The following is a 23,891-nucleotide window of genomic DNA, read 5'->3' on the forward strand; positions in this document are numbered from 1 at the left end:
CAGGATGGCTGTCTCCGTGGGAAGCAGGCTCCTTCCCGGCCTGTCGCATCGGGCCCGTGCGGGAGCGGTGTTCGTGATCGTCGTCGCCCTGCTGCTGATCGGTCTCGCGTTCAAGAACCAGATCCGGATGGCGTTCATGGGTGGCGAGACCGTCACCGCCGAGTTCGACGGCAACTACGGCCTCCGGGCCGGCCTGAGCAAGGTCAAGGTCGCCGGCTTGAAGGTCGGCCTCGTCACCGACGTGGAGTACGAGGGCGACAAGGCGATCGTCACCATGAAGGTCGACGAGGACGCGGTGCAGGCGCTGGGGTCCGAGCCCTCCGCCAAGGTCACGCCGCTCACGCTGCTCGGCGGACAGTACAGCGTCGAGCTGCTTCCGGGCGGCGACGGCGAGTACGACGGCGACGTGATCTCGCTCGACCGCACCAGCACCCCGGTCGAGCTCGACCAGGTCCTCGCGGCGCTGCCGAGGGACACGCGCAAGGCCACCCAGGGGGTGGTCGGCAACCTGTCCGAGACGCTCGAGCACGGGGGTCGCCGGGGCCTGGAGGACGTCCTGGACGCCGGCCCCCAGGTGCTGCCAGACGCGGGCACCGCGCTCGAGGCGGCCCAGGGCAACCGCCCCGGTCGCGACCTGGCCGACGTCGTGACCGGGTTCCAGGGCTTCGCCGAGACCCTGGCGGAGCGCCGGGTCCAGCTCACGCCGATCCTCGAGGACCTGTCCACGACGTCCGCGGTCCTGGGGAGCCACCGGGACGAGCTTGCCACCACCGTCGACCGACTGCCGGAGACGCTCGACGCCGCTGACGACGGGCTTGACCAGCTGGACGGCACGCTCACGAACCTCGACCGGTCGACGGAGAAGCTGATGCCGACCGTCCGCGAGCTGGAGCCGTTGCTCAACACCCTCGGCCCGACGCTGAAGGACGCGCGCCCCGTCGTGGCGGACCTTCCGCCGCTGCTTCGTGACGCACGTGCCACGGTCAGTCGGCTGGTGCCGCTCGTCGACAACGCCCAGGTCGTCGTGGACCACGTCCGCGGTCCGGTGATCGAGCGCGTCGACGGCCCGATCCTCGACAAGCTCGGCAAGACCTGGCACGGGGCACCCGACGGTCCGTACAAGCACAGCGGTGGCGGCGTCCAGGCCGAGAACAAGTTCTACCAGGAGATCGCCTACATGATCACCAACCTCGACCGGTCCTCGATGACGCAGGACCCCCAGGGCAGCCTGCTGAACTTCCAGGCAGGCGTCGGGACCTCGACGTTGCAGCCGATCGGTCTGGATGAGGCCCTGGCGAACCTCCTCCCGCAGCTGCGAGGTGACTACTGATGAAGCGCTCCCTTGCCACCGTCGGCCAGCGGATCAAGAGCACGCCGGGACTGCTGCGCGACACCTCGACCCTCGTGGTCAGCCTCGTCCTGGGCGTGATCTGTGCGGCCTACATCCTCAGCCACCAGAGCTGGCAGGCGCCCTGGACGGACGAATTCACCTTCTCCGCCGAGTTCGATCGTGCTCCCGCGGTTCGGCCGGAATCGCTCCAGGAGGTCCGGATCGCGGGCGTCCAGGTCGGCCGGATCACCGAGGCGAAGCCGACCGACCGTGGCCTGGCGAAGATCACGATGTCGATCGAGCCGGACCAGGAGATCTACCGGAACGCGCGCGTCGTGATCCGGACGAAGTCGCCGCTCAACGTCATGTACGTCACTGTCGATCCCGGTGACGCGTCCGCCGGCAAGCTCCCGGAGGACGCCGTGATCCCGGTCAGCCAGACCGACCAGGCAGTCCAGCCCAACGAGGTGCTCGACAAGCTCGATGAGCGCGCTCGCGCGGGTCTCACCTCGCTGCTGAACGAGAGCGACGTCGCGCTCGCCGCCGGTCCGGTCAACCTGGGCGACGGCCTGCAGAGCACCGGCGGCGCGATGCGCTCCTGGCAGCCCGTCCTCGACGAGATCGCCCTGCGTCGCGAGCACCTCGGCAACCTGGTCAGCGCGCTGGCCGGGATCGCCAACGCGGTCGGCAAGGACGACCAGCGGATGGCCGACCTCACGCAGGCCGCGCAGCAGACTCTCGGGGCGCTGGCAGCGCGGGACGACAAGCTGGCCGCGGCACTCAAGCAGCTGCCCGGGTTCGCGACCGAGGTGAAGGACTCGATGAAGAGCGTCGAGAAGCTGGCCAACCAGCTCGACCCGACGCTGCGCAACCTCAGCTCGGCGTCGGAGGAGCTGCCGAAGTCGCTCAAGGACCTGCGCGGCACGGTCAAGGCCATCCGGAAGTTCGTCAATGGCGCCGATCCCGTCCTGGACAAGGCGCGCCCGGTCCTGGCAGACCTGCGCCCGCTGGCGGCGAACCTCGACAACGCCCTGGGCCACCTCCGCCCGGTGACGGCGACCCTGCCGTCGGCCACGAAGCGAATCGTGCCCTGGATGGAGGACCTCGCGGCCTTCGTCTACCAGACCTCGTCGTCGTTCAGCCTGTACGACGCGAACGGTGGCCTGGGCCGCGCGAACGTCAACGTCGATCTCACCAACCCGCTCGGAGGTCTCAAGGACATGGGCGTCGAGGAGGCCGGACAGTGAGCACGCAGGAGCAGCGTCGGTGGGTTCCGCTCGGGACCGTCCTCGGCATGGTCGCACTCTTCGTCGTCGGGTTCGCGTACCTCTGGACCAGCTCAGGTGGGTCGTTCCCGGGCGACGACGGTTACGAGATCAGTTTCCGGACCGACGACATCAAGAACACCCAATCGGCCGGCGAGGTCCGGATCGCAGGGGTGAAGGTCGGCACCGTCGTCGGGCAGCGGGTCGAGGGCGAGGTCGCCGAGGTGCGGCTCAAGCTCGACCCCGAGGTGGCTCCGCTGCACGAGGGCGCCACGGTCCGGGTCGGGGTGAAGTCGATCATCGGCCAGTCCTTCGTCGAGATCGAGGACGGCAAGGGGGAGAAGCTGGAGGAAGGGGCCGTCCTCGAGGGTGACGCCGTGATCCCGGCCGTCGACGTCGACGAGGTCTTCGCGACCTTCGACAAGAAGACCCAACGCGACCTCAGCGACACGCTCGGCTCGCTCGGCATCAGCACCAAGGGCCGCAGTGAGGAGCTCTCCCAGCTGCTCGCCGGTCTGGGCGACATCGGCCGCGAGGGCTACACGGTCATAGACGCGGTCGAGGCGCAGAACAAGGACCTGGCTCTGCTGGTCGACGACGCCAACACGATCATGGCTGCACTCAACACGGGCCGAGCGGATCTCGCCTCACTGGTCGAGAACGCGCAGAAGCTGACCAGCGTGACGGCACGGCAGGAAGGCGACCTCGCCGCAACCGTACGGAAGCTCCCGGCGCTCGTACGGTCGGCGGGCAGCGCCACGGGTACGCTCAGCGGACTCGCCACCGACCTGCGACCGGTCGCGAGAGATCTCGACGTGGCGGCGCCCGGCCTGTCACGGGCACTCGTCGACCTGCCGTCGGTCACGCGCGACCTCCGCGTGCTGCTCGACCCGATGAACCGCTCCTTGGGACGGGCCCCGAAGACGCTCAACCAGGTGCCGGCCCTCTCGCGCCAGCTGTCGGGGATCGCGCCTGAGCTCGACGTCCTGTTGGCCGACCTCAACCCGATGCTCGCCTACCTGGAGCCGTACGGGGTCGACATCGGCTCCTTCTTCGGCAACTTCGGCGCCAGCTTCGACGGCCGGGTGGAGAACGGTGTCCGTCCGGTCCGCCTCACCCCGGTCTTCAGTGAGTACAGCCTGCGCAACATCCCGATCGACCTGCAGCAGATCAACCCGCTGCACTGGAACAACCCCTACCCGGCACCTGGCCAGGCCGGCGACCCGGCGAAGTACGAGGGAACCTATCCGCGAGTGGAGCGGGAGAAGTAGTGGAACGGCGGACCCGAGAGCGGGCCGGGGGCATCCTCGCACTCATCCTCGTCGCCGTGGCGATCGTGGGCGGGCTCGCCCAGGTGCGGATCGACACCGGAATCGGGTCCTTCGTCCCTCACGGCGACGACTCCTACGACCAGCTGACGCAGCGGGACGAGCAGTTCGGGGCCGACCCCGTGGTCGTCCTACTGAAGGGCCGCGCCCGGAACGGGCTGGTCTTGGACCAGGAGCAGTTGCAGAAGCTGGTCGCCCTCGAAGGGCGACTCTCGGCGATCAAGGACGTCGCCGTGGTCTACGGGCCGGGCACGGTGCTCAACCAGTCCGCGATCGCGATCCGCAACGTACTGCTCCAGGTGAGTGGCCGTCGGGACGCCCTCGCGAACGCCGCCCAGCAGACCGCCAGGGACCGCGGCCTCACCCGGTCCCAGACGACCTCCTTCGTCGAGAAGCAGCTCGCCCGCTTCGACAGGCGGTACGGCGCCCTGTTCGTGCAGGCGCTGCCGATGGGCCTGCCGAGCCTGCGGAACCAGCAGTTCGTGGCGGCGTCCCTGCTGGGGCCGGACGGCGAGCCTCGTCCGGAGTGGAGGTTCCTCCTGCCGACAGCACGCTCGGCGACGATCCTGGTCCGGCCGCGGGACCACCTCGACCAAGCGGCGACCGACGCTGTCGTGGCCGAGGTGCGCCGGACGGTCGGCGACGCGGGCCTCGACGTCGATCCGCCGGTGATCACGGGTGTCCCGGTGCTGACGTCGGCGGTGGCTGACCGCGCGACCACGGAAGCCCCGCTGCTGGGCGGCATCGCCGTCGCCGTCGTCGCCGGTATCTTCTTCCTCGTCCCCTGGAGCCGCCGACGGCGAGACCGGCTGCGCCCGTTGCTCGCAGCGGTGCTCGGCACCGCGACCACCCTCGCGGTGATGGGCTGGCTCGACCGACCCCTCTCGCTCGGCGTCGTGGCCTTCCTGCCGATCGTGCTCGGGATCGGGTCGGACTTTCCGCTGTACCTGTCCCAACCGGCGCGACGTCGGCGCGTCCTCGCGGCCGCGGCCGGCGCGATGTTCGCCTTCGCCGCGCTCGCGATCTCACCCCTTCCCTTCGTGCGCGAGTTCGGCCTCGCCATCGCCTGTGCTGTCGCGCTGACCTTCGCCTGGGCAGTGGTGCTCCGGTCGAAACTCCCCGAGGTCGAGCCGGTCGAGCCGCGGCCGGCCCCCCGGGTGCCTCGTGACGCCGCGCGGCGGCTCGCCGCGATCGCTGTGCTCCCGGCGGTCGTCGGCTGGGTCCTGCTGCCGGGGCTGTCGCTGGAGTCCCGGCCCGAGCAGCTGGCGAAGGGACTGCCGGAGCTCGCCGACGTCGACCGTGCCGAGGAGGCGCTCGGGTTCTCGACCGAGATCAGCGTCGTCGTACGCGGTGAGAACGTGCTCACCCCCGAGGTCCTCGCCTGGTCGCAGAAGGTGGAGGACCGGATCGTCGCGGCCCACGGCGACCGGGTGCGCCCCGTGCTCACCGTGCCGCGCCTGCTCAAGTTCCTCGGTGAGTCCGCCACGCCGACGCAGGTGGTCGCTGGCTCGGAGCTGCTGCCGCCGTACCTCGTCAGCGCGGTCATCGGCGGAGGCGGTGACGTCGCGGTCTCGACCTACGGGCTGGACATCGACGACGTCGCGGCCCAGCAGCGCCTGATCGAGGACATCAGGGAGGACCTGCCCGCCCCTCCGGAGGGATTCGACGTCACCGTCGTCGGCCTGCCGGTCGTCGCCGCAGGCGGCCTGGAAGCCATGTCGACCGGCCGGTTCGTGATCACAGCGGTGAGCGTCGCCGTCGCCGCCGTCGCCGTCGGGTTCCTCCTCGGTGACCGCAGGCTGGCGGCGATGGTCGCGGCCGTCTCGGCGCTCGCGTCCGGCTGGCTCTACCTCGGGCTCCACCTCGCAGGGGCCGAGCTGAACCCCTTGACACTCGCGGCCGGGGCGCTGGTCACGGTCGTCGCCTGCGAGTTCACCGTCATGCTCGGCGGCGCCGGCCGCCAGCGTTGGCTGGGCCGCAGCGTGCTGCTGGCCGCCACGGCTGGCACCGCCGGCTACCTCTGCCTGGCCTGGTCCGAGCTGGCGGTCCTCCGATCCTTCGGCCTGCTGCTGGCCGCGGGCGTGGCAGCGACGTACGTTGCCGCGCAGCTGGTCGTGGCCGCCACCGGCCGCGACGAGAGTCACCTCCCCGATGTCGAGCGCGACAGCGAGGACGGTCCCGACGACGAGCGGGACGAGGGCGTCGACGGCGGCGCCGATGACGAGGTGGAGGAGGACGCCGCGGAGACGCGACGCCGACTGACCATCGGGAAGGATGCGGGCCCGGCGAAAGGGCGGTCCCCGGTCCTCGCCCTGGAGGAGTCCTGATGAGGCTGAACATCCCCAAGCCCGGCGACGACGGCTGGCTCCGCGACAGGCGGGTGGGACTGGTCGCGCTGGTGCTCCTCGTCGTCGGAGGTCTCGTTGCCTGGCAGGTCGTCCGGTCCGGCGACAATGAGCTCCGGGCCGACGCCGTCATGCGAATCGGTGACCGGGAAATCACCCAGGCCGAGCTCGAGGAGCGTCTGGCCAGCCTCGAGGCCCTCTACGGCGTGAAGCCACCTGAGGAGCCTGGCGCACGGGCCGACTTCGACCGCGAGGCGGCCAAGTCGATGGCTTTGAGCATCGTGCTCGAGGACGAGGCAGCTGAGCGGGGCATCGAGATCTCCGAGAAGGAGTCCCGGGCCGAGCTCGACAAGATCGTCGACGAACGGCTGGGAGGGGACCGGCAGCAGTTCCTCACGTTCCTGGGAGACGAGGGGCTCTCCGAGCAGGTGGTGCTCGAGGAGATCGTCCGCACCCTGCAAACCAACGAGCTCTACCAGCAGGTGACGGAGGACGTCCCGGACGCCACCTCGGCGGATGCGAAGGCGGAGTTCGACAAGCGCAAGGCGGAGATGAGGACCCCGGAGCGGCGACGCCTCCGCAACATCGTCGTGGCCGACCAGGCCAACGCCGAGCGCGTCGCCGACCGCCTGATCCAGGGCGACCCGTTCGCCGAGGTCGCGCGCGCCGAGACCCTCGACCCCAGCACCCGGAAGTCGGGAGGCGACCTCGGGGTCCATGCGGCGAGCGACCTGGAGCCCGCCTATGCGGAGGCGGCGTTCGCGGCACAGGAAGGACAGCTCTTCGGACCCGTCCAGACGCAGTACGGCTGGAACGTCGGACAGGTCGTCGAGGTCGTGCCCGGCGACCCGCTGTCGTTCGCGGACGTCCAGGTCACCCTGCTCGAGGCGATCACCAGCAGGCGACAGCTCGACGAGTGGCGGTCCTGGCTGAGCGGCGTGCTCGAGGACGCAAACGTCCAGTACGCCGATCGCTTCCGGCCCGACAACCCCACCGGCGCGCCGTCCTCGTACGACGAGCCGCTCACCCCGAGGAGCGAGCGATGACCCACGTCATCACCCGGGCCTGCTGCAACGACGCCTCCTGCGTGCCGGTCTGCCCGGTCAACTGCATCCACCCGACGCCCGACGAGCCCGACTACGGCACTGCCGAGATGCTCTACATCGACCCCGAGTCCTGCGTCGACTGCTCGGCCTGCGTCGACGTGTGCCCCGTGGGCGCCATCTCCGCCGACTACGACCTCGACTCCGACGAGGCTCGCTACGAGGAGATCAACGCCCACTGGTTCGCCGGCCCGGGGCGGCGGGACTACGAGGAGAAGCAGTACGTCGCCCCCATCCGTTCGTGGCCCGACGGCGGCGGGCTCCGCGTTGCGATCGTCGGCTCCGGTCCCGCCGCGTTCTTCGCAGCCGAGGAGCTCCTCTGCCAGCGCGGGCTGGAGGTGTCGGTGGACATGTTCGAGCGGCTGCCCACGCCCGGCGGCCTGGTCCGGTTCGGCGTCGCCCCCGACCACCAGGACACGAAGAAGGCGGCCAGGAACTTCGCACTCACCATGAAGCGCAAGGGGTTCCGGCTGTTCCTCAACACCGAGATCGGCAAGGACGTCTCGATGGAGGAGCTCCGCCGTCGGTACGACGCCGTGCTGGTCGCCGTCGGCGCCCTCTCCGACCGCCGGCTCGACATCCCCGGCGAGGACCTGCCGGGCAGTCACTCGGCGACCGAGTTCGTCGCCTGGTACAACGGCCACCCGGACTTCGCCCACCGCACCTTCGACCTCTCCCACGAGCGTGCCGTGATCATCGGAAACGGCAACGTGGCGCTGGACGTGGCCCGGGTGCTCGCCTCGGACCCGGCGCGGCTCGCGGGCACCGACATCGCCGACCAGGCGCTCGCCCAGCTGCGGGAGAGCAAGGTGCGCGAGGTCGTCGTCGTCGGTCGCCGAGGTGCCGCGCAGGCGGCGTTCACGACCAAGGAGCTGCTCAGCCTCACCCAGACCACCGGCATCGACGTGGTGGTCAGGGCCGAGGAGATCGTGCTCGACGACCCGACCGGACAGGGGCTGCCTGAGGAGGGGTCGGTCGAGCGCTACAAGGCCGCCCTGCTCGCCGAGGTGCAGGGGAACCCGTTGGCTGGGGGGCGGCGGGTGACCCTTCGATTCCTCGCGTCGCCGACGCAGATCGTCGGCGACGGCTGGGTCGAGGGGATCCGCCTGCAACGCAACCGGCTCGTGGCCGGCGAGGACGGTGCGGTCCGGGCGCAGCGCACCGGTGACGTCGAGGAGCTCGAGTGCGGGTTGGTGTTCCGGTCCGTCGGCTACAAGGGCGCCCCGGTGCCGGGTCTGCCCTTCGACGACAGGTCCGGCACGGTCCCCAACGTGGCGGGCCGGGTCACCGACCCGGAGTCGGGCACCCCCGTGTCCGGGCTCTACGTCGCCGGCTGGATCAAGCGGGGGCCTTCGGGAGTCATCGGGACCAACAAGAAGTGTGCGAAGGAGTCGGTGGGTCACCTCCTCGACGACTTCCGCGAGGGTCGGCTCTCGCCCACCGTCGCGGAGGTGGAGGACATCGCCAGCCTGCTGCCCGAGCACGTCGGGCTCGAGGGGTGGCGGCTGATCGACGCGCACGAGACATCCGCAGGCCGCGAGCAGCGCCGGCCGCGGGTCAAGCTCGTCGACGTCGACTCGATGCTGGCCGTCGCCCGCGACCAGGCCTGACCGGCGTCGTACCCCGCACCTCGAATTGAAGGAGACTCGCGTCATGGATCCCCGCACCCCCGTGCTCGTCGGCGGAGGCCAGCTCAACCAGCGAGAGGATCCGGTCGAGCCCGTCGACATGATCGTCGCCGCCGCCCGGCTGGCCGCGGAGGACGCCGGCACGCCTGCGCTTGCCGAGGCGATCGAGTCGATCCGGGTGGTCGGGATGCTGTCGTGGCGCTATCGCGACCCGGGAGCCCTGGTCGGGGAACGGCTCGGCGCACCCGTCCGGCACACGGTCTACACCGGCAACGGAGGCAGTCACCCGCAGGCGTTGGTCAACGACGCCGCGGAGGACATCACGGCCGGACGCGTCGACGTGGTCCTGGTCGGCGGTGCCGAGGCCTGGCGGACCCGGATGGCCCTGCGGGCGCAGGGGGAGAAGCCTGACTGGACCCGCCAGGGCGAGGACGTCGCGGTGGCCGAATCGCGCCCCGACGTGCCGATGCAGCACCCGACCGAGCTGCGGGCCGGCATCGACCGGCCCGCCTCGGTCTACCCGATCTTCGAGCAGGCGGTGCGGATCGCGGCCGGACGCGACGTGGAGAAGCATCGCCGGCACATCGCCGAGCTGTGGGCGCGATTCAGTGATGTCGCTGCCGCCAACCCCGCCGCGTGGACCCAGCGTGCCCACACCGCCGACGAGATACTCACTGCCACCCCCCGCAACCGGATGGTCGCCTGGCCCTACACCAAGCTGCTCAACTCCAACAACAGCGTCGAGCAGGCAGCGGCGGTCCTCGTCTGCTCGGCCGAGGCGGCGGAGCGGATGGGCGTGCCACGCGACCGATGGGTGTTCCTGCGGTCGGGGAGCGAGGCGTCCGACACCGCCGCGATCGCCGCGCGCCCGGGCCTCGACCGCTCCCCGGCGATCCGCCTGGCCGGTGCCGCGGCCCTCGCGCAAGCCGGCCTGTCGGTCGGGCAGCTCGGTCCGATCGACATCTACTCCTGCTTCCCGTCGGCCGTGCAGGTGGCGGCCGCCGAGCTCGGCCTTCCGATCGACGATCCGGCCCGACCGCTCACGATCACCGGCGGGCTCACCTTCGCCGGCGGGCCGTGGAACAACTACAGCACCCACGCCATCGCCACCATGATCGGCGAGGTCCGCCGCACCGGGGAGCCGGGCCTGCTGACCGCGAACAGCGGTTACCTCACCAAGCACTCGATCGGCGTCTACGCGCCGGAGCCGGGCGACGGCTTCCGGCGGGTGCCCGTGCAGGACGACGTGGAGGCGGTCCTCACGACCCCCGTGGCCGAGGAGTACGACGGCCGGGCGACCCTGGAGGCGTGGACGGTCCTGTTCGACCGCGAGGGTGTCGCGGAGACGGCCCTCGCGTCGCTTCGCACTCCCGACGGTGCCCGGACGCTGGCCCGCTCGGCCCAGAGCGAGGTGCTCGCGCGCCTGACCGGCGACGAGGAGGCGGCTGGCGCGGACGCCCTGGTGGGCGCCGATGGGACGTTCACCCTCACGTGACGCTTGCCACTTAAATCTAACGCCATTAGCCTTAGGGCATGGCTGACTTTGAGACGACCTACCGTGCGCACGTCGAGAAGGTCGCCAGCGGCGACCTGAAAGGCGCTCTCGACGACATGGCGCCGGGCGCGGTGCCCGTCGTGTTCGATGGCGTCACGGTGCCCGGCGCCGACGTCGCGGGCGCGGAGGTGATCGGCGCCCGCGTCGAGGGCGACCGGGCGACTGGCGAGGCGGTCTACGAGACGCCGGCCGGACGGATCGGGCTCCGTTCCGGCTGGGCACTGACGGGCGACGCCTGGCTTGCCGACACCCTCGAGAACTTCGACGCCTGATGGGCGGCACGACACTCGAGACGCTCCCCACCGGACCTGCGCACGACGGCAACGACCTGGGCTTCTGGGAGGGCCTGCGCGCCGGCGACCTGCGGCTGCCCCGATGCGCCTCGTGCGGCACGTGGCGGACTGTCGGTCGCCCCCTCTGTGCAGGCTGCTGGTCCTTCGACACGAGCTGGGAGCGGATCGAGCCACGGGGGAGCGTGTTCTCGTGGGCGCGCACCCAGCGGCCCTTCATGAGCGAACTGGACGTGGAGGTCCCCTACGTCTCGGTCGTCGTGCAGCTCGACGACGTGCCGGTGCGCCTGCTCGGGATCCTCGTCGGGCTCGACGGCACGCCGCGGATCGGCGACCGGCTCGTCGGGGAGGTCCAGCACCCGGCCAACGCCGAGTGGCCGGTCCTGCGCTGGCGCCGGGAGGTGGCGGCATGAGCCTGCGCGCAGCCACGGCGATCGTCGGCGCTCACGACATCCACCTGCCGCGCGGCACGGCGCCCGCCGGGGAGCGGGCCCTGGTCCTCGAGGCGATCCTCGGCGCGTGCGCCGACGCCGGCATCTCGCCGCGCGAGATCGACGGCTTCACGTCCTACGCGGGGGGAGACCTCAGTGGGCCGGTACTGGGTGCCGACCTCGGCATCCGGGAGCTGCGCTGGTCCTCGATGGTCTGGGGAGGTGGCGGCGGAGGTGCCGCCGCCGCGATCGGCGCCGCAGCGGCCGCCGTCGCCACTGGCCAGGCCGAGACCGTGGTGGCTTTCCGAGGGATGACCCAGGCCGAGACGGGGCGGCTGGGCTATGCGAAGTACTACTTCGACAACTTCTACCTGCCGCACGGCGTCGCGACGCCGGCCCATGTCTGCGCCCTGCGGACCCAGCGGATGCTGGAGCACGACGGCGTGCCGCGCAGTGCGCTGCGCAACCTTGTGCTCGCGGCCTACGTGCACGCACAGAAGAACCCCACGGCGGCGGGCTACGGCAGGCCCCTCGACGAGGAGAAGTACGACGCCTCGCCCTACATCGTCGAGCCGCTCCACCTGTTCGACTGCTCGCGGGAGAACGACGGGGCGGTGGTGGTCATCGTGACGTCCGCCGAGCGCGCCCGCACTCTCCAGCAACCGCCTGCCTACGTGCTCGCGGCAGCCCAGGGTGCGCCCGGCGGCTACTCCGCCGTGAACGAGAACGACGAGCACTATTCTTCGGCGGGCTTCACCGCCGGCTCGTCGGGCCAGGGGGTGGCGTCCCGGCTGTGGTCGGCGGCCGGGGTCCAGCCGGGCGAGGTCGACGTGGTGCAGGTCTACGAGAACTTCAGCGGCCCGGCCGTTGCCTCGCTCATCGACCACGGCCTGGTCCCGGCGGGTGCCGCCGCGGGCGAGTTCATGACGGTGGAGAACCTGACGGCTCCCCACGGCGTCCTGCCGGTCAACACGGCGGGCGGCAACATTGCCGACTCGTTCGTCAACGGCATGGGCCTCTCCGTCGAGGCCGTCCGCCAGGTCCGCGGCACGTCGGTCAACCAGGTCGAGGGCGCGGACACGTCCCTGTTCATAGGCGGGCCGATGGCCCCGCTCGTCAGCTCGGTCCTCCTCGGGAGCGACCGCACCATCTAGTCCCGGTTCCCGGGGAAAGGAGGCGGCATGTCCGAGCAGATCGAACGGCCTTCCCTCTACATCGACGGCGCGTGGGTGTCGCCGGTCAAGGGCGGCAGGACCGATGTCGTCGAGGCGGCCACCGGCGAGGTCTTCGGCACGTCTGCCCTGGCCGACACCGACGACGTGGACCTCGCGGTCGCTGCGGCACGACGGGCACTGAGCGGCCCGTGGGCGGGCTACGGACCGGCCGAGCGTGCGGCGGTCCTCGAGGCCTTCGCGGCTGGGCTCAGCGCCCGCCGCAAGGAGATCGCCACCCTGGTCTCCCGTGAGAACGGCATGCCGATCTCGTTCTCGCGGGTGGTGAGCGGGATTGCTCCGGGTTTCATCACCGGCTACTACGCACGCCTCGCCGCGGACCTCGTGTCCGAGGACGTCCGCAGGAGCCCGACCGGGGGCGAGACCCTAGTCGTCCGCCAGCCGGTGGGCGTGGTCGCGGCGATCACTCCGTGGAACTACCCGCAGCCCCTGGCCATCATGAAGCTGGCTCCGGCTCTCGCCGCTGGATGCACCGTCGTGCTCAAGCCGCCGCCGGAGACCGCGCTCGACGCCTTTGTCTTCGCCGACGTCGCAGCCGAGGTCGGCCTGCCGCCCGGCGTCTTGAACGTCATCCCGGGCGGCCGTGAGGCCGGGGCCCATCTCGTCGAGCACCCCGGCGTGGACAAAGTCGCTTTCACCGGCTCGACCGGCGCGGGCCGGGCGATCGGCGAGACCGCGGGGCGCCTGCTCCGTCCGGCGACCCTCGAGCTCGGCGGCAAGTCGGTCTCGCTGGTCGCCGAGGACGCCGATCTCGACCTGTTCGCCACGAAGCTGCTCGAGGTGTCCCTGCCGAACAACGGACAGACCTGCCACGCTGCGACCCGGATCCTCGCCCCGCGCAGCCGGTACGACGAGGTCGTCGCTGCCGTGACCGACACCGTCGCCGGGCTGCGGGTCGGTGATCCGCTCGACCGGGACACGCAGGTCGGGCCCCTGGTGTCGGCCGCGCAGCAGGAGCGCGTGCTCGGGTACGTCGAGCTCGGTCGCACCGAGGCACGGCTGACCACCGGCGGCGGGCGACCTGACGGGGCCGGCTGGTTCGTCGAGCCCACGGTCTTCGCGGACGTCGACAACCGTGCGCGGATCGCGCAGGAGGAGATCTTCGGGCCGGTCCTGTGCGTGACCCCGTACGCCGACGAGGACGAGGCCATCGCCATCGCCAACGACTCCGACTACGGGCTGGGCGGCGTGGTCTGGAGTGACGACCCTGACCACGGTCTGGCGCTCGCGCGGCGGGTCGAGTCGGGCACGGTCGGTGTCAACCACTACGAGCTGCACGTCAACGCGCCGTTCGGCGGCATCAAGTCCAGCGGGCTGGGCCGCGAGCTCGGGCCCGAGGGACTCGATCCCTACCTGGTGACGAAGTCGATCTACCGCAGCTGAGGGGACAGACAGAGCGGCCGCCGGGAAGGCAAGCTTCCCGGCGGCCGCTCTGGCTCCGATGGAGCTACCGAAGCAGGTCCTTCTGCACGATCTCCATCATGATCTCGTTGGTCCCGCCGTAGATGCGCTGCACCCGGGCGTCGATGTACGCCTTCGCAACGGGGTACTCCATCATGTAGCCGTAGCCGCCGTGCAGCTGGACGCCCGCGTCGATGGTGTCGTGCTGGAGCTGGGTGGCCCACGCCTTGGCCTTCGCGGCGTCGATCGCGGTCAGCGTGCCGGCGTTCCACTCACGGATGCAGCGGTCGATGTAGGCACGGGAGACCTCGATGGCGGTGCGCACATGAGCCAGCTTGTGGGCGGGGACCTGCAGGTCGGCGATCCGCTTGCCGAAGGCCTCCCGCTCCTTCACGTAGTCGATGGTCCACTGGAGCACGGCCTCAGCGGACGCCTGCCCGGCGATCGCGATCCCGAGGCGCTCGAGCGGAAGGCTCTGCTTGAGGTAGGTGAGGCCCTGCCCGATCTCGCCGAGGACGTCCTCCTCGGGAACGAGGACGTCCTCGAAGAACAGCTCGGCCGTGTCCTGCGCGTGCAGTCCGACCTTGTCGAGCTTGCGGCCACGGGTGAAGCCGGGGGTGCCCTCCTCCACCACGAACAGACTGAAGCCCTGGTCGGTCCTGGCGAACACGATGACCAGGTCGGCCAGGATGCCCGAGGTGATGAAGGTCTTGGAGCCGTTGAGGCGCCAGCCGCCTCCGTCTCGGACGGCCGTGGCCTGGATGCCGCGCAGGTCGCTACCCGCGCCCGGCTCGGTCATCGCAATCGCACCGATGGTCTCGCCGGTGACGAAGCCGGGCAACCAGCGCTTGGACTGCTCGGGGTTCGCGTGGCGCAGGAGGTAGTTGAGGACGATGTCGTCGTTCGTCGAGAAGCCGGACTGCAGCGCGCTCGCACCGACGCGGGCGATCTCGAGCTGGACGATCGTACGGAAGCGGTAGTCGGTCTCGCCAGGACCGCCGAACTCCTCCGGGACGGCGAGGCCCAGAAGTCCTTGCGTGCCGGCGGCTCGCCAGGTCTCCCGATCGATGAGCCGGTCGCGGTCCCACGCCTCCATGTTCGGGACGACGTGGCGGTTGACGAACTCCCGGACGACCTCGCGGTACGCCTCGTGGTCCGCCTCGAAGAGATCGCTCTCCATGCGGATACCTCCTTAATCTATTGGCAATAGATTAAGGGGTCGGGGCCCGGTTGAACAGGCCCGTCTCGCGACCGCGGCGGGCCCGCGTCGTTCTGCCCCGTGGTCAGGCGGTCGCAGCTGCGACGGTCTTGCTGCCGCCCGCGCCGCGTCGGTCCTTCGCAGGCTTGGTGTCGTTCGCGATGCTGCCGAAGTGGGCCACGCCCAGCAGGTAGCTGCGGATGGTGTGCTCGAAGATCTGCCGCTGGTTGAGCTGGTTGGCCTCGCCGGCGGCCGTCAGGACCGGGTGCTGCTCGGGGTCCGCATGGTTGAAGCGGACACGCGCCCGCGTCGGAGGCTGCATGGCCTCGGTGATCGTCGACCCGAGCGACAGCTTCTCGAGCCCGTCGAGGATCTGGACGTGCAGCTCCGTGGGGACGCCGCACTCGGCGAGGTACGTTGCGGCGCTCTCGTACAGGTCGACGAGCATGTCGCGGGGCATGAACTGCAGCAGGATCGGAGCAGCGTTGCGGTGTCGCAGGACCGCCGTGCGGAAGTTCAGGGAGAGCTGGGTGAACCACTCGGCCCAGTCGTTCGTCGACGGCTTCCGGGGGAAGGTCGTCTTGGCGACGATGGCGCGCGCGACGTCGGCCAGGATCTCGTCCTTGTTGGCGAAGTGGTGGTAGAGCGAGGGTGCACGCACGTTGAGCTCGCGCGCCAGGCGGGGCAGGCTGAGCGCATCGATGCCGTCCTCGTCGATGATCGACAGGGCTGCCTCGATGGTGGTCTGCTTGCTGATCAGTGGTGCGCTGGGGCGTCCCATGGCCTTCTCTCGTTCCGGAGTCCGGTTCCGCGAAATCGTCTTCCGTTAGATTGTGTCACGGCGGACCCTGTTCGGCGCGTCAATCAGCCGGTCCATCTGGCGGCGAACCTTGTTAATCTAAAGCAATAAGGTTTAGAGTGCGGCTCATGACAGACCTGTCTGCACTCGTCGAGAAGACCCGCCTGTTCGTCGAGCGGGAAGTGCTCCCGGTCGACGACGAGTTCGACGGCGACGTGGAGGCGGCCGGGGGTGACGCGCTACGGGTCCGGCTGCAGCGAGCTGCCCGGGACGCCGGGGTCTTCGCGCCGCACGCCCCGACGTCATATGGCGGCCATGGCCTCGGCATGGAGGCGCGGGCCGCCGTCTTCGAGGCCGCGGGACGGTCGTTGTTCGGGCCCATGGCGCTCAACATCAACGCCCCCGACGAGGGCAACATGCACCTCCTGGAGCACGTGGCCTCGCCGGAGCAGAAGGAGCGCTTTCTTGCTCCGCTGGCGCGCGGGGAGGTCCGCTCCGCCTTCGCGATGACCGAGCCGGCTCCCGGAGCCGGCGCGGATCCGTCCGCGCTGGTGACGACCGCGACCCGCCACGACGACGGTTGGCGAATCAGTGGCCACAAGTGGTTCATCACCGGCGCCGACGGGGCTGGGTTCCACATCGTCATGGCGCGCACCTCTGGTGAGCCGGGAGGCCAGGGCGGGGCCACGATGTTCCTCGTCCCTGCCGACGCGCCGGGCGTCGGACTGGTGCGCCACGTCGGCACCCAGGACAAGTCGATGATCGGCGGACACTGCGAGATCCGGTACGAGGACGTGGCCGTCCCCGCCGACGCCGTCCTCGGAGAAGTCGACCAGGGCTTCCGCTACGCGCAGGTCCGGCTCGGGCCTGCCCGGATGACCCACGTCATGCGCTGGCTCGGCGCCGCCGTGCACGCACACGAGACTGCGGTCCGACACGTCGCGGGGCGACGGGCCTTCGGCACCCGCCTTGCGGAGCTCGGCATGGTGCAGCAACAGGTCGCGGACAACGAGATCGACATCGCCGCGACCCGGGCCCTCCTCCTCGAGGCGTGCCGCGAGCTCGACGCCGGCGGGCGCGCCAGCCTGACGACGTCGATCGCCAAGACCTTCGCGGCCGAGGCGCTGCACCGGGTCGTGGACCGGTCGGTCCAGCTCTGTGGTGGTCTCGGGGTGTCGAGCGACCTGCCCGTCGCACGCATTGCGCGGGAGGTCCGTCCGTTCAGGATCTACGACGGTCCCTCCGAGGTCCATCGGTGGTCGATCGCCCGCCGCGCCGTCGCTCGCATCGAGGGCCACGCGCGGTGAGGGTCCCGTTCGACGCCGCCGAGCTTGCCGGCATCCGCCGGACCATGGTCGATGCCGGCGCGCAGGTCGCCGGCGCTCTGCACGCCGACCTGATCTCGGGCGGGCGCTCCAACGTGACGGTTCGACTCTCCGACGACGAGCGCTCGTGGGTCCTCCGCACCCCGCCGCGCGAGGGGCGGACGCCTTCGGCCCACGACGTGGTTCGGGAGTACCGGGTGACATCGGCCCTGGCCGCGACGCCGGTGCCCGTCGCGGCGCCGGTCGCGGTGTGCGAGGACGAGGCGGTGCTGGGCGGTCCGTTCGCGATCTGGGACCACGTCGCCGGTGTCACCGTGCAGCGGCGCGACCAGATCGCGGCGCTCCCGTCCCCCACGGTGACGGCAATCTCCACGACGCTCGTGGACACGCTTGCGTCCCTGCACGACCAGGACCACGTCGCGATCGGGCTGGACCGGTTCGGTCGACCGGACGCCTATGTCGAACGCCAGCTCCGCCGCTGGTCGGGCCAGTGGGAGCTGGTCTCGCCGGGCGTGGAGAACCTCGAGCGCCTTGCCGGGGGCGTCCTCGCGCGGCTCTCCGCGGACATCCCGGACCAGGAGTCGGCGTCGATCGTGCACGGCGACTACCGGATCGACAACGCGCTTCTGGGCCTAGACGACGAGGTCCCGCAGGTCCTCGCCGTCGTCGACTGGGAGCTGTCGACCATCGGCGACCCGGTCGCGGACGTCGCGACGATGGGCGCCTACCGGCATCCCGCGTTCGATGCGGTGCTGGGGTTCGAGACCGCATGGACGAGCGAGCTCCTGCCCGCGCCCGACGATCTCGCGGCCCGTTACGAGGCGGCCGGTGGCGCGCGGCTCCACCACTGGGACTACTACCTGGCGTTCGCCTGCTACCGGATCGCCGTGATCTCGGCCGGCATTGACTTCCGTTGGCGATCTGACGGCTGTCCCGAGGGCGGGAACGCCACGGCCGGTGGGGCCGTCGAGCCGTACCTGGCAGAGGCTGCGCGGCTCCTCGGAAAGCCGTGAGATCGCCCCGCCCCGGGCGTGTCCCGCGCTTTGTCAAATGGGTCCTGTGACCCCGATCCGGCTCTGTTGAGGGCCATTCGTGGTCGGCCCTTGCGCACTAAACCTAATGCCTATAGGCTCCGCGCAATCCATCAGGTGACTCGGGTCACATCATCTAGTCCCAGGTGTCGCGCAGTGCGCGGTCAGGGGAGACCCGCGCAGCGCGCGGGGGAGGGAAGCAGGCAGATGCGTTCTGTGATCAGGAAGTGGCCGGCGATGACGATCGCCGCGGTTCTCGCGACGAGCCTCGCGGCGTGCTCGAGCGATGACGGCGACGGCGGAAGCACGGTGAAGGAGGACAAGGACGTGACGTTCACCGGCGACCCGGTGAAGGTCATGACGATCGCGCCCGTCGACACGGCTGCGATCAACACGCCGGAGATCGTGACGGCGGCGGAGGCGGCGACCATCACCATCAACAACGACGGTGGCATCAACGGACACAAGGTCGAGCTGATCTCGTGCAACGACGGTAACGACCCCAACACCGCGGCCGAGTGCGCCCGCCAGGCAGTCGATGAGGGCGTGGTGGCTGTCGTCGGCGGATTCACCACCAACGGCACCTCGATCGTGCCGATCCTCGAAGAAGCCGGTGTGCCGTTCCTCGGCGCCACGGCGTTCTCCGCCGAGGAGCTCAGCAGCAAGGTCTCGTTCCCGCTCGTGTCGGGCGCCCCGGCGTTCGCAAAGATCGGCGCCCGGACCGCGCAGGACGGGTGCGAGAGCACCTCCATCGTGCTGTACGACGTCCCGACCGCGCTCAAGGCCGTCGACTTGATCAACCTCGGGATCACCTCCGCTGGCGGCGAGAAGGGCACTCACATCAAGGTGCCTACGACGACGACGAACTTCAGCGCGGTGGCGAAGTCGGCTGGCGAGGCCGACTGCTCGATCCTCGGCCTGCCGAACGACCAGATCGCCGCGCTGGCAGCAGCGGGCAAGGCACAGGGCGAGGACACGCGCTACTACGCGGTCCAGGGCGCCCTCAACCAGAAGGTCATCGAGGACTCCAACGGCGCGATGGAGGGCGCGGTCTCGGCGGTCAACTTCGTGCCCGCATCGGACCCGGCGTGGGAGGACGCGAAGGCTGCGTCGAGCGAGATCGACTGGACCTATCCCTACGTCCAGAACACGTGGGCGTCCTACCAGGTGCTCCTGCAGGTCGCCGGCGATCTCGACGAGATCACCGCAGCCACCGTGAGCGGCGCGCTCTCCAAGGCGTCCGGCGTCGACGCAGGCGGCCTGATGGCGCCGGTCGACTTCACCAAGGAGTTCCCGGTCCCCGGGCTGAACCGGGTGTTCAACACCAACATCCAGTTCGTCCAGGCCAAGGGTTCCGACGTCGAGGGCGTCAGCGAGTTCGAGGACATCACTCCGCTCTTCGGCGGCTGACCTGTGGGGCGCCGGCGGCCGTCGTACGTCATCGGCCGCCGGCGCCCGACGACCCCAGGGGAGGAGACCCAGGTGGGAAACACCAATCTCGCGGTGGAGGCACGCGGACTGACGGCCGGGTACGGGAGCACGCCGGCCGTGCATGACCTCGACCTCGACGTCGCCGCTGGTGAGATCGCGGTCCTGCTCGGCGCCAACGGCGCCGGGAAGACCACGACCCTGCTCGCGCTCGCCGGCGAGCTGCGCCCGATGCGCGGCAACGTCAACGTGCTGGAGTGCACCCGTCGCAGTCGCCTCGACCGGCGCGCCCGATCCGGCATGGGTTACCTGACGGAGGGCCGCTGCGTGTTCATGGGCCTGACCGGCTGGGAGAACCTCAAGCTCGGCCGGGGCAAGCCGTCCCGCGCGCTGGAGCTGTTCCCCGAGCTGGAACCGCACCTCGGCAAGAGGGCGGGCCTGCTGTCCGGCGGTCAGCAGCAGATGCTGGCGCTCGGCCGGATCCTGGCCACCGAGCCGCGCCTGGTGCTCGCCGACGAGCTGTCGCTCGGCCTCGCGCCGCTCGTGGTGCAGCGCCTGCTCGACGCGCTGCGCGCCGCGGCCGACCGCGGCGCTGCCGTCGTCCTGGTCGAGCAGCACATCCGGCACGCACTGACGATCGCCGACAAGGGCTACGTCCTGCGCCGCGGCCGGGTCGCGCTGACAGGGACCGGTGCCGAGCTCGCCGCCGACGCTGACTTGATCGGCCGGCAGTACCTCACCGGGGAGGCGTGATGGAGGCCGTCAACTACGCCCTGCTCGGCCTCGGCACCGGTGCAATCTATGCGCTGCTCGGCCTCGGCCTCGTCGTGATCTACCGCGGATCCGGCGTGATCAACTTCGCCCACGGCGGACTGGCCCTCGTCGGCGCCTACATCGCGATGGGCCTCCAGCTCAACCACGACCAGACCGTCGGCTTCTCGGTGGCAGCCGCCGTCGTCGGCACCGCGGTGCTGGGACTCCTCGTCCAGCTGCTGGTGATGCGGCCGCTCCGGTCGGCCAGCCCCGTAGCTCGCGTGATCGCGACCCTCGGCGTGCTGACCGTGATCAGCGAGATCATCCTTCTGCGTTACGGATCTATCCAGTTCATCGTCCCGCTGCCCCTTCCCTCGACCCCGGTGGAGCTCGGCTCCGAGGTGGTCGTGGCTCAGCAAAATCTCACCCTCGTGGGCGTCGCCCTGGGCGCCACGGTGGCACTGGTGCTGCTGATGTCGCGGACTCGACTGGGATACGCCGTGACCGCGGCCGCCGAGCAGCCGCGCGCTGCTGCGGCGCTCGGCTGGTCCCCGCACCTGCTGTCCGCCCTCACCTGGCTCACCGGCGGTGCGCTGGCGGGTGTGGCCGGGGCCCTGTTCCCCGCGACGTCGACCGGCTTCATGTCCGTGCCTCAGATGAGCGTGCTGATCATCGGCGCCCTGGCGACGGCGCTCCTCGCGGAGTTCCGGTCGTACCCGCTCGTCCTCCTGGGTGGCCTGGCTCTCGGCGTGGTGCAAGCGCTGGCGACGAACTACGTCAACCAGACCGGCATCGCCGACGCCATCCCCTTCCTAGTGATCATCGTGGTGCTCGTGATCCGCGGCCGCGGCCTGCCGGTCCGGGGCACCTCGCTCGACCGGCTGCCGCGCGTCGGCACCGGCCGGATCATCCCGCTGGCCGTCGCGGCAGCGCTGCTCGCCGTCGTACCGGTGCGGATGTGGGCTCCCGACTCGTGGTTCGGGCCGCTGATCATCTCCCTCTGCTTCGCCGTCGTCGGGCTCTCCGCAGTGATCCTCACCGGCTATGCGGGGCAGTTGTCGATCGCACAGTTCGGACTCGCGGGCGTGGGAGCCTTCGCAGCAGGCCGGCTCGCCGATGCCTCGGACTGGCCGTTCGAGCTGGCCCTGGCCGCCGGCGTCGGCACCGCGATGGCCGTCGGCCTGCTGTTCGGACTTCCGGCGCTGCGCACTCGAGGCGTGAACCTCGCGGTGGTCACCTTCGGGCTAGGGTTCGCGCTCCACCAGGTGGTGTTCAGCAACAGTGACTACACCGGTGGGGAGTTCCAGACCCGGATCGACTCGCCGACCTTCCTGGGCCTGGACGTCGACCCAGTCCGCCACCAGGACAACTACTTCGTGCTGGTGGCGGTGGCCTTCGTCGGCGCCGCGATCGGGGTCGCGAACCTTCGACGCGGCGCCGTGGGTCGGCGGCTCCTCGCCGTGCGGACGAACGAACGCGCCGCGGCCGCGGTCGGCGTCAGCGTGTTCCGCGCCAAGCTGCTGGCTTTTGTCCTCTCCGCAGGCGTCGCCGGGCTGGGCGGCGTGCTCTTCGGGTTCAGCTACCCGACGATCCAGTACCAGCAGCTCTTCCAGGCGAACAGCTCGATCAGTGTGCTGGTGGTGACGGTGATCGGCGGCATCGGGTACGTCGCCGGGCCGCTCGTCGGGTCCCTGCTCGCCCCGGGCGGCGTCGGTGAGCTGTTCTTCGACACCAGCTCGGCCGCATCGGCCGACAGCGGCAGCTGGGTCCGCTACCTGCCGCTGATCACCGGCTTCCTGCTGATCCTGACGCTCATCGCCAGCCAGCACGGCATGGTCGACCGGATCGTCGAGGTCGGCAGGCACCTGCGAGACCGGCTGCGTCGCGTGCCCGCGGGCATCGAGCAGCAGGAGCCCGCCGCGCGGGAACTGCGGAAGGAGCGAGTGCCCGCGCGCATCCTCGAGGTGCGCGGCATCGTGCAGAGGTTCGGCGCGTTCACGGCACTCGACGAGGTCGACCTGACCGTCCGGCCGGGGGAGGTCGTCGGCCTGCTCGGACCCAACGGCGCCGGCAAGACGACCCTGATCGACGCCGTCACCGGCTACGCGCACCCTGCTGAGGGCACGGTCGTCCTCGACGGTGAGGACATCACGGACTGGGCGCCCCACCGCCGGGCCCGCGCCGGCCTCACCCGCTCGTTCCAGTCCCTCGAGCTGTTCGACGACCTCACCGTCCGCGAGAACCTGCTCGTCGCCTCCGACGACGCCTCGGGTTCGCCCTCGGTGCGGGAGCTGGTCTGGCCCCGCCGCCCGGCCCTGTCCGACACAGTGGTCGCGGCCGTGGACGAGCTGGAGCTCACCGACGTCCTCGACCTCCGCCCAGACGAGCTGTCCTACGGCCGACGTCGGCTGGTCGCGATCGCACGAGCGGTGGCCTCGCGACCGTCCGTCCTCCTCCTCGACGAGCCTGCCGCGGGGCTTGACGAGCACGAGTCGTCCGAGCTGGGCCGGCTGATCCGCCGGCTCGCCGACCAGTGGGGAATCGGCGTGCTCCTCATCGAGCACGACGTGCCGATGGTGCTCGCGCACTCCGACCGGGTGCTCGTCCTCGACTTCGGCAAGACCATCGCCGAGGGCACGCCGCAGGACATCGCGGCTGATCAAGGGGTCCGACAGGCCTATCTCGGCGCCTCGGGCGAGGCCGAGACGGCCGTGCGGTGACATGTTCGATCACGTCCGCGTCGCGTCGTGCCGAGACCGCGCCCTCGATCGACGTCAGGCTTGGAGGTACGCCCGGAGGCTCGCCATGGCGCGATTGAGGTAGTCCAGCAGCCCGGCCGCGCCGGAGCACTCGTCGTCGAGCCAGTGCTCGTAGGCGGAGAGGGACAGTGCCAGTGACACGTTCCCGGCGACCTGGGGCAACAGGTCGCCTGGCCGGGTGCCCGTGCGGGCCGCGACGTGCTCGGCGATGACCTGCCTCCACTCGGCGTACTGCAGCACCGAGTGGGCCTGGAGCTCCGGCGTGCGGAGGATCAGGCGCATCCGTGAGCGATGGGTCGGGTGGGCGTTGTCGGGAAAACGGTTGAAGGCGAGGATCGCCCGGTGCACGCCCGTGTGGACGGCCGCGCCCGTCGGCGTCTGCTCCAGGACCCTGCGGAACTCGGCGAGCGTGTCGCTGAACCGTCCCCAGGCGATGTCGTTCTTCGAGGCGTAGTAGCGGTGGATCGTGCGCTTGCTGACCCCGACCTCCGCGGCGATCGCATCCACCGTCGTCCGGGCGAACCCGCGTTGCTCGAACAGCCTGAAGGCGGCCAGCTCGATCTCTTCGTGGCTCGTGACGACGGGCCGACCGATGGTGGCCGTCTCTGTCGAGGGCGCGGTCGACCGCGGACTGGCGCCGGTGGCGGGCGTCACAGAAAATGACCGGCAGCCCTTCCCTTTTGACACCTA

Annotated in this window: 19 protein-coding genes; 16 read left to right on the forward strand and 3 right to left on the reverse strand. The window is 70.5% G+C overall.

The window, feature by feature from the left end; all coding sequences use genetic code 11:
* The first annotated feature begins 4 nt into the window (after nt 1-4).
* From ACPOLA_RS03710 to ACPOLA_RS03760, 11 genes are read left to right on the forward strand one after another with little or no spacing between them, the layout of a single operon-like run.
* Entirely contained in the window at nt 5-1,330 is a 1,326-nt protein-coding gene (locus ACPOLA_RS03710; protein ID WP_435769043.1) for an MlaD family protein, read from the forward strand.
* Complete coding sequence (locus tag ACPOLA_RS03715) at nt 1,330-2,577, forward strand: MlaD family protein (protein ID WP_435769044.1); 1,248 nt, start codon at nt 1,330-1,332, stop codon at nt 2,575-2,577. Before ACPOLA_RS03710 ends, ACPOLA_RS03715 begins: the two co-directional genes overlap by 1 nt.
* Nucleotides 2,574-3,866, forward strand: a complete 1,293-nt coding sequence (locus ACPOLA_RS03720) for an MlaD family protein (RefSeq protein WP_435769045.1) — start codon at nt 2,574-2,576, stop codon at nt 3,864-3,866. Before ACPOLA_RS03715 ends, ACPOLA_RS03720 begins: the two co-directional genes overlap by 4 nt.
* The gene (locus ACPOLA_RS03725) at nt 3,866-6,250 is read left to right on the forward strand and encodes an RND transporter family protein (protein ID WP_435769046.1); all 2,385 of its coding nucleotides are present in this window, start codon (nt 3,866-3,868) and stop codon (nt 6,248-6,250) included. Before ACPOLA_RS03720 ends, ACPOLA_RS03725 begins: the two co-directional genes overlap by 1 nt.
* A complete protein-coding gene (locus ACPOLA_RS03730; protein ID WP_435769047.1) occupies nt 6,250-7,314 on the forward strand; it encodes a peptidyl-prolyl cis-trans isomerase in 1,065 nt (354 codons plus the stop codon). The genes ACPOLA_RS03725 and ACPOLA_RS03730 overlap by 1 nt, the downstream gene beginning before the upstream one ends.
* A complete protein-coding gene (locus tag ACPOLA_RS03735) occupies nt 7,311-8,981 on the forward strand; it encodes an FAD-dependent oxidoreductase (protein WP_435769048.1) in 1,671 nt (556 codons plus the stop codon). Before ACPOLA_RS03730 ends, ACPOLA_RS03735 begins: the two co-directional genes overlap by 4 nt.
* 43 nt (nt 8,982-9,024) lie before the next feature.
* Nucleotides 9,025-10,494, forward strand: a complete 1,470-nt coding sequence (locus ACPOLA_RS03740; RefSeq protein ID WP_435769049.1) for an acetyl-CoA acetyltransferase — start codon at nt 9,025-9,027, stop codon at nt 10,492-10,494.
* A 38-nt stretch (nt 10,495-10,532) separates the two neighbouring features.
* Entirely contained in the window at nt 10,533-10,826 is a 294-nt protein-coding gene (locus tag ACPOLA_RS03745) for a hypothetical protein (RefSeq protein ID WP_435769050.1), read from the forward strand.
* Entirely contained in the window at nt 10,826-11,257 is a 432-nt protein-coding gene (locus tag ACPOLA_RS03750) for a Zn-ribbon domain-containing OB-fold protein (RefSeq protein ID WP_435769051.1), read from the forward strand. The genes ACPOLA_RS03745 and ACPOLA_RS03750 overlap by 1 nt, the downstream gene beginning before the upstream one ends.
* On the forward strand, nt 11,254-12,429 hold the full coding sequence (locus ACPOLA_RS03755) for a thiolase C-terminal domain-containing protein (RefSeq protein ID WP_435769052.1): 1,176 nt from the start codon (nt 11,254-11,256) through the stop codon (nt 12,427-12,429). Before ACPOLA_RS03750 ends, ACPOLA_RS03755 begins: the two co-directional genes overlap by 4 nt.
* Nucleotides 12,430-12,456: 27 nt before the next feature.
* The gene (locus ACPOLA_RS03760; RefSeq protein ID WP_435769053.1) at nt 12,457-13,890 is read left to right on the forward strand and encodes an aldehyde dehydrogenase; all 1,434 of its coding nucleotides are present in this window, start codon (nt 12,457-12,459) and stop codon (nt 13,888-13,890) included.
* A gap of 64 nt (nt 13,891-13,954) precedes the next feature.
* Here ACPOLA_RS03760 and ACPOLA_RS03765 read toward each other — a convergent pair whose 3' ends face one another.
* Both ACPOLA_RS03765 and ACPOLA_RS03770 read right to left on the reverse strand, forming a co-directional pair.
* A complete protein-coding gene (locus ACPOLA_RS03765; RefSeq protein ID WP_435769054.1) occupies nt 13,955-15,088 on the reverse strand; it encodes an acyl-CoA dehydrogenase family protein in 1,134 nt (377 codons plus the stop codon).
* Between the two features lie 103 nt (nt 15,089-15,191).
* Nucleotides 15,192-15,887: a TetR family transcriptional regulator gene (locus ACPOLA_RS03770; protein ID WP_435769055.1), complete on the reverse strand. Its 696-nt coding sequence runs from the start codon at nt 15,885-15,887 to the stop codon at nt 15,192-15,194.
* A gap of 146 nt (nt 15,888-16,033) precedes the next feature.
* Between ACPOLA_RS03770 and ACPOLA_RS03775 the strand changes: the two genes are divergently transcribed.
* The 5 genes from ACPOLA_RS03775 to ACPOLA_RS03795 all read left to right on the forward strand — a co-directional run bounded on the left by ACPOLA_RS03775 (nt 16,034) and on the right by ACPOLA_RS03795 (nt 23,162).
* A complete protein-coding gene (locus tag ACPOLA_RS03775) occupies nt 16,034-17,212 on the forward strand; it encodes an acyl-CoA dehydrogenase family protein (RefSeq protein WP_435769056.1) in 1,179 nt (392 codons plus the stop codon).
* The gene (locus tag ACPOLA_RS03780) at nt 17,209-18,243 is read left to right on the forward strand and encodes a phosphotransferase family protein (protein WP_435769057.1); all 1,035 of its coding nucleotides are present in this window, start codon (nt 17,209-17,211) and stop codon (nt 18,241-18,243) included. The genes ACPOLA_RS03775 and ACPOLA_RS03780 overlap by 4 nt, the downstream gene beginning before the upstream one ends.
* A gap of 225 nt (nt 18,244-18,468) precedes the next feature.
* Nucleotides 18,469-19,671, forward strand: coding sequence for an ABC transporter substrate-binding protein (locus tag ACPOLA_RS03785; RefSeq protein WP_435769058.1), 1,203 nt, complete (start codon nt 18,469-18,471; stop codon nt 19,669-19,671).
* A 72-nt stretch (nt 19,672-19,743) separates the two neighbouring features.
* Nucleotides 19,744-20,442, forward strand: a complete 699-nt coding sequence (locus ACPOLA_RS03790; RefSeq protein WP_435769059.1) for an ABC transporter ATP-binding protein — start codon at nt 19,744-19,746, stop codon at nt 20,440-20,442.
* Entirely contained in the window at nt 20,442-23,162 is a 2,721-nt protein-coding gene (locus ACPOLA_RS03795) for an ABC transporter permease subunit (RefSeq protein WP_435769060.1), read from the forward strand. Before ACPOLA_RS03790 ends, ACPOLA_RS03795 begins: the two co-directional genes overlap by 1 nt.
* A 54-nt stretch (nt 23,163-23,216) precedes the next feature.
* Here ACPOLA_RS03795 and mftR read toward each other — a convergent pair whose 3' ends face one another.
* Nucleotides 23,217-23,888, reverse strand: coding sequence for a mycofactocin system transcriptional regulator MftR (mftR, locus tag ACPOLA_RS03800; RefSeq protein WP_435769061.1), 672 nt, complete (start codon nt 23,886-23,888; stop codon nt 23,217-23,219).
* Between the last annotated feature and the right edge of the window lie 3 nt (nt 23,889-23,891).

This window comes from Nocardioides proteolyticus (assembly GCF_051280635.3).
GTDB lineage: Bacteria > Actinomycetota > Actinomycetes > Propionibacteriales > Nocardioidaceae > Nocardioides.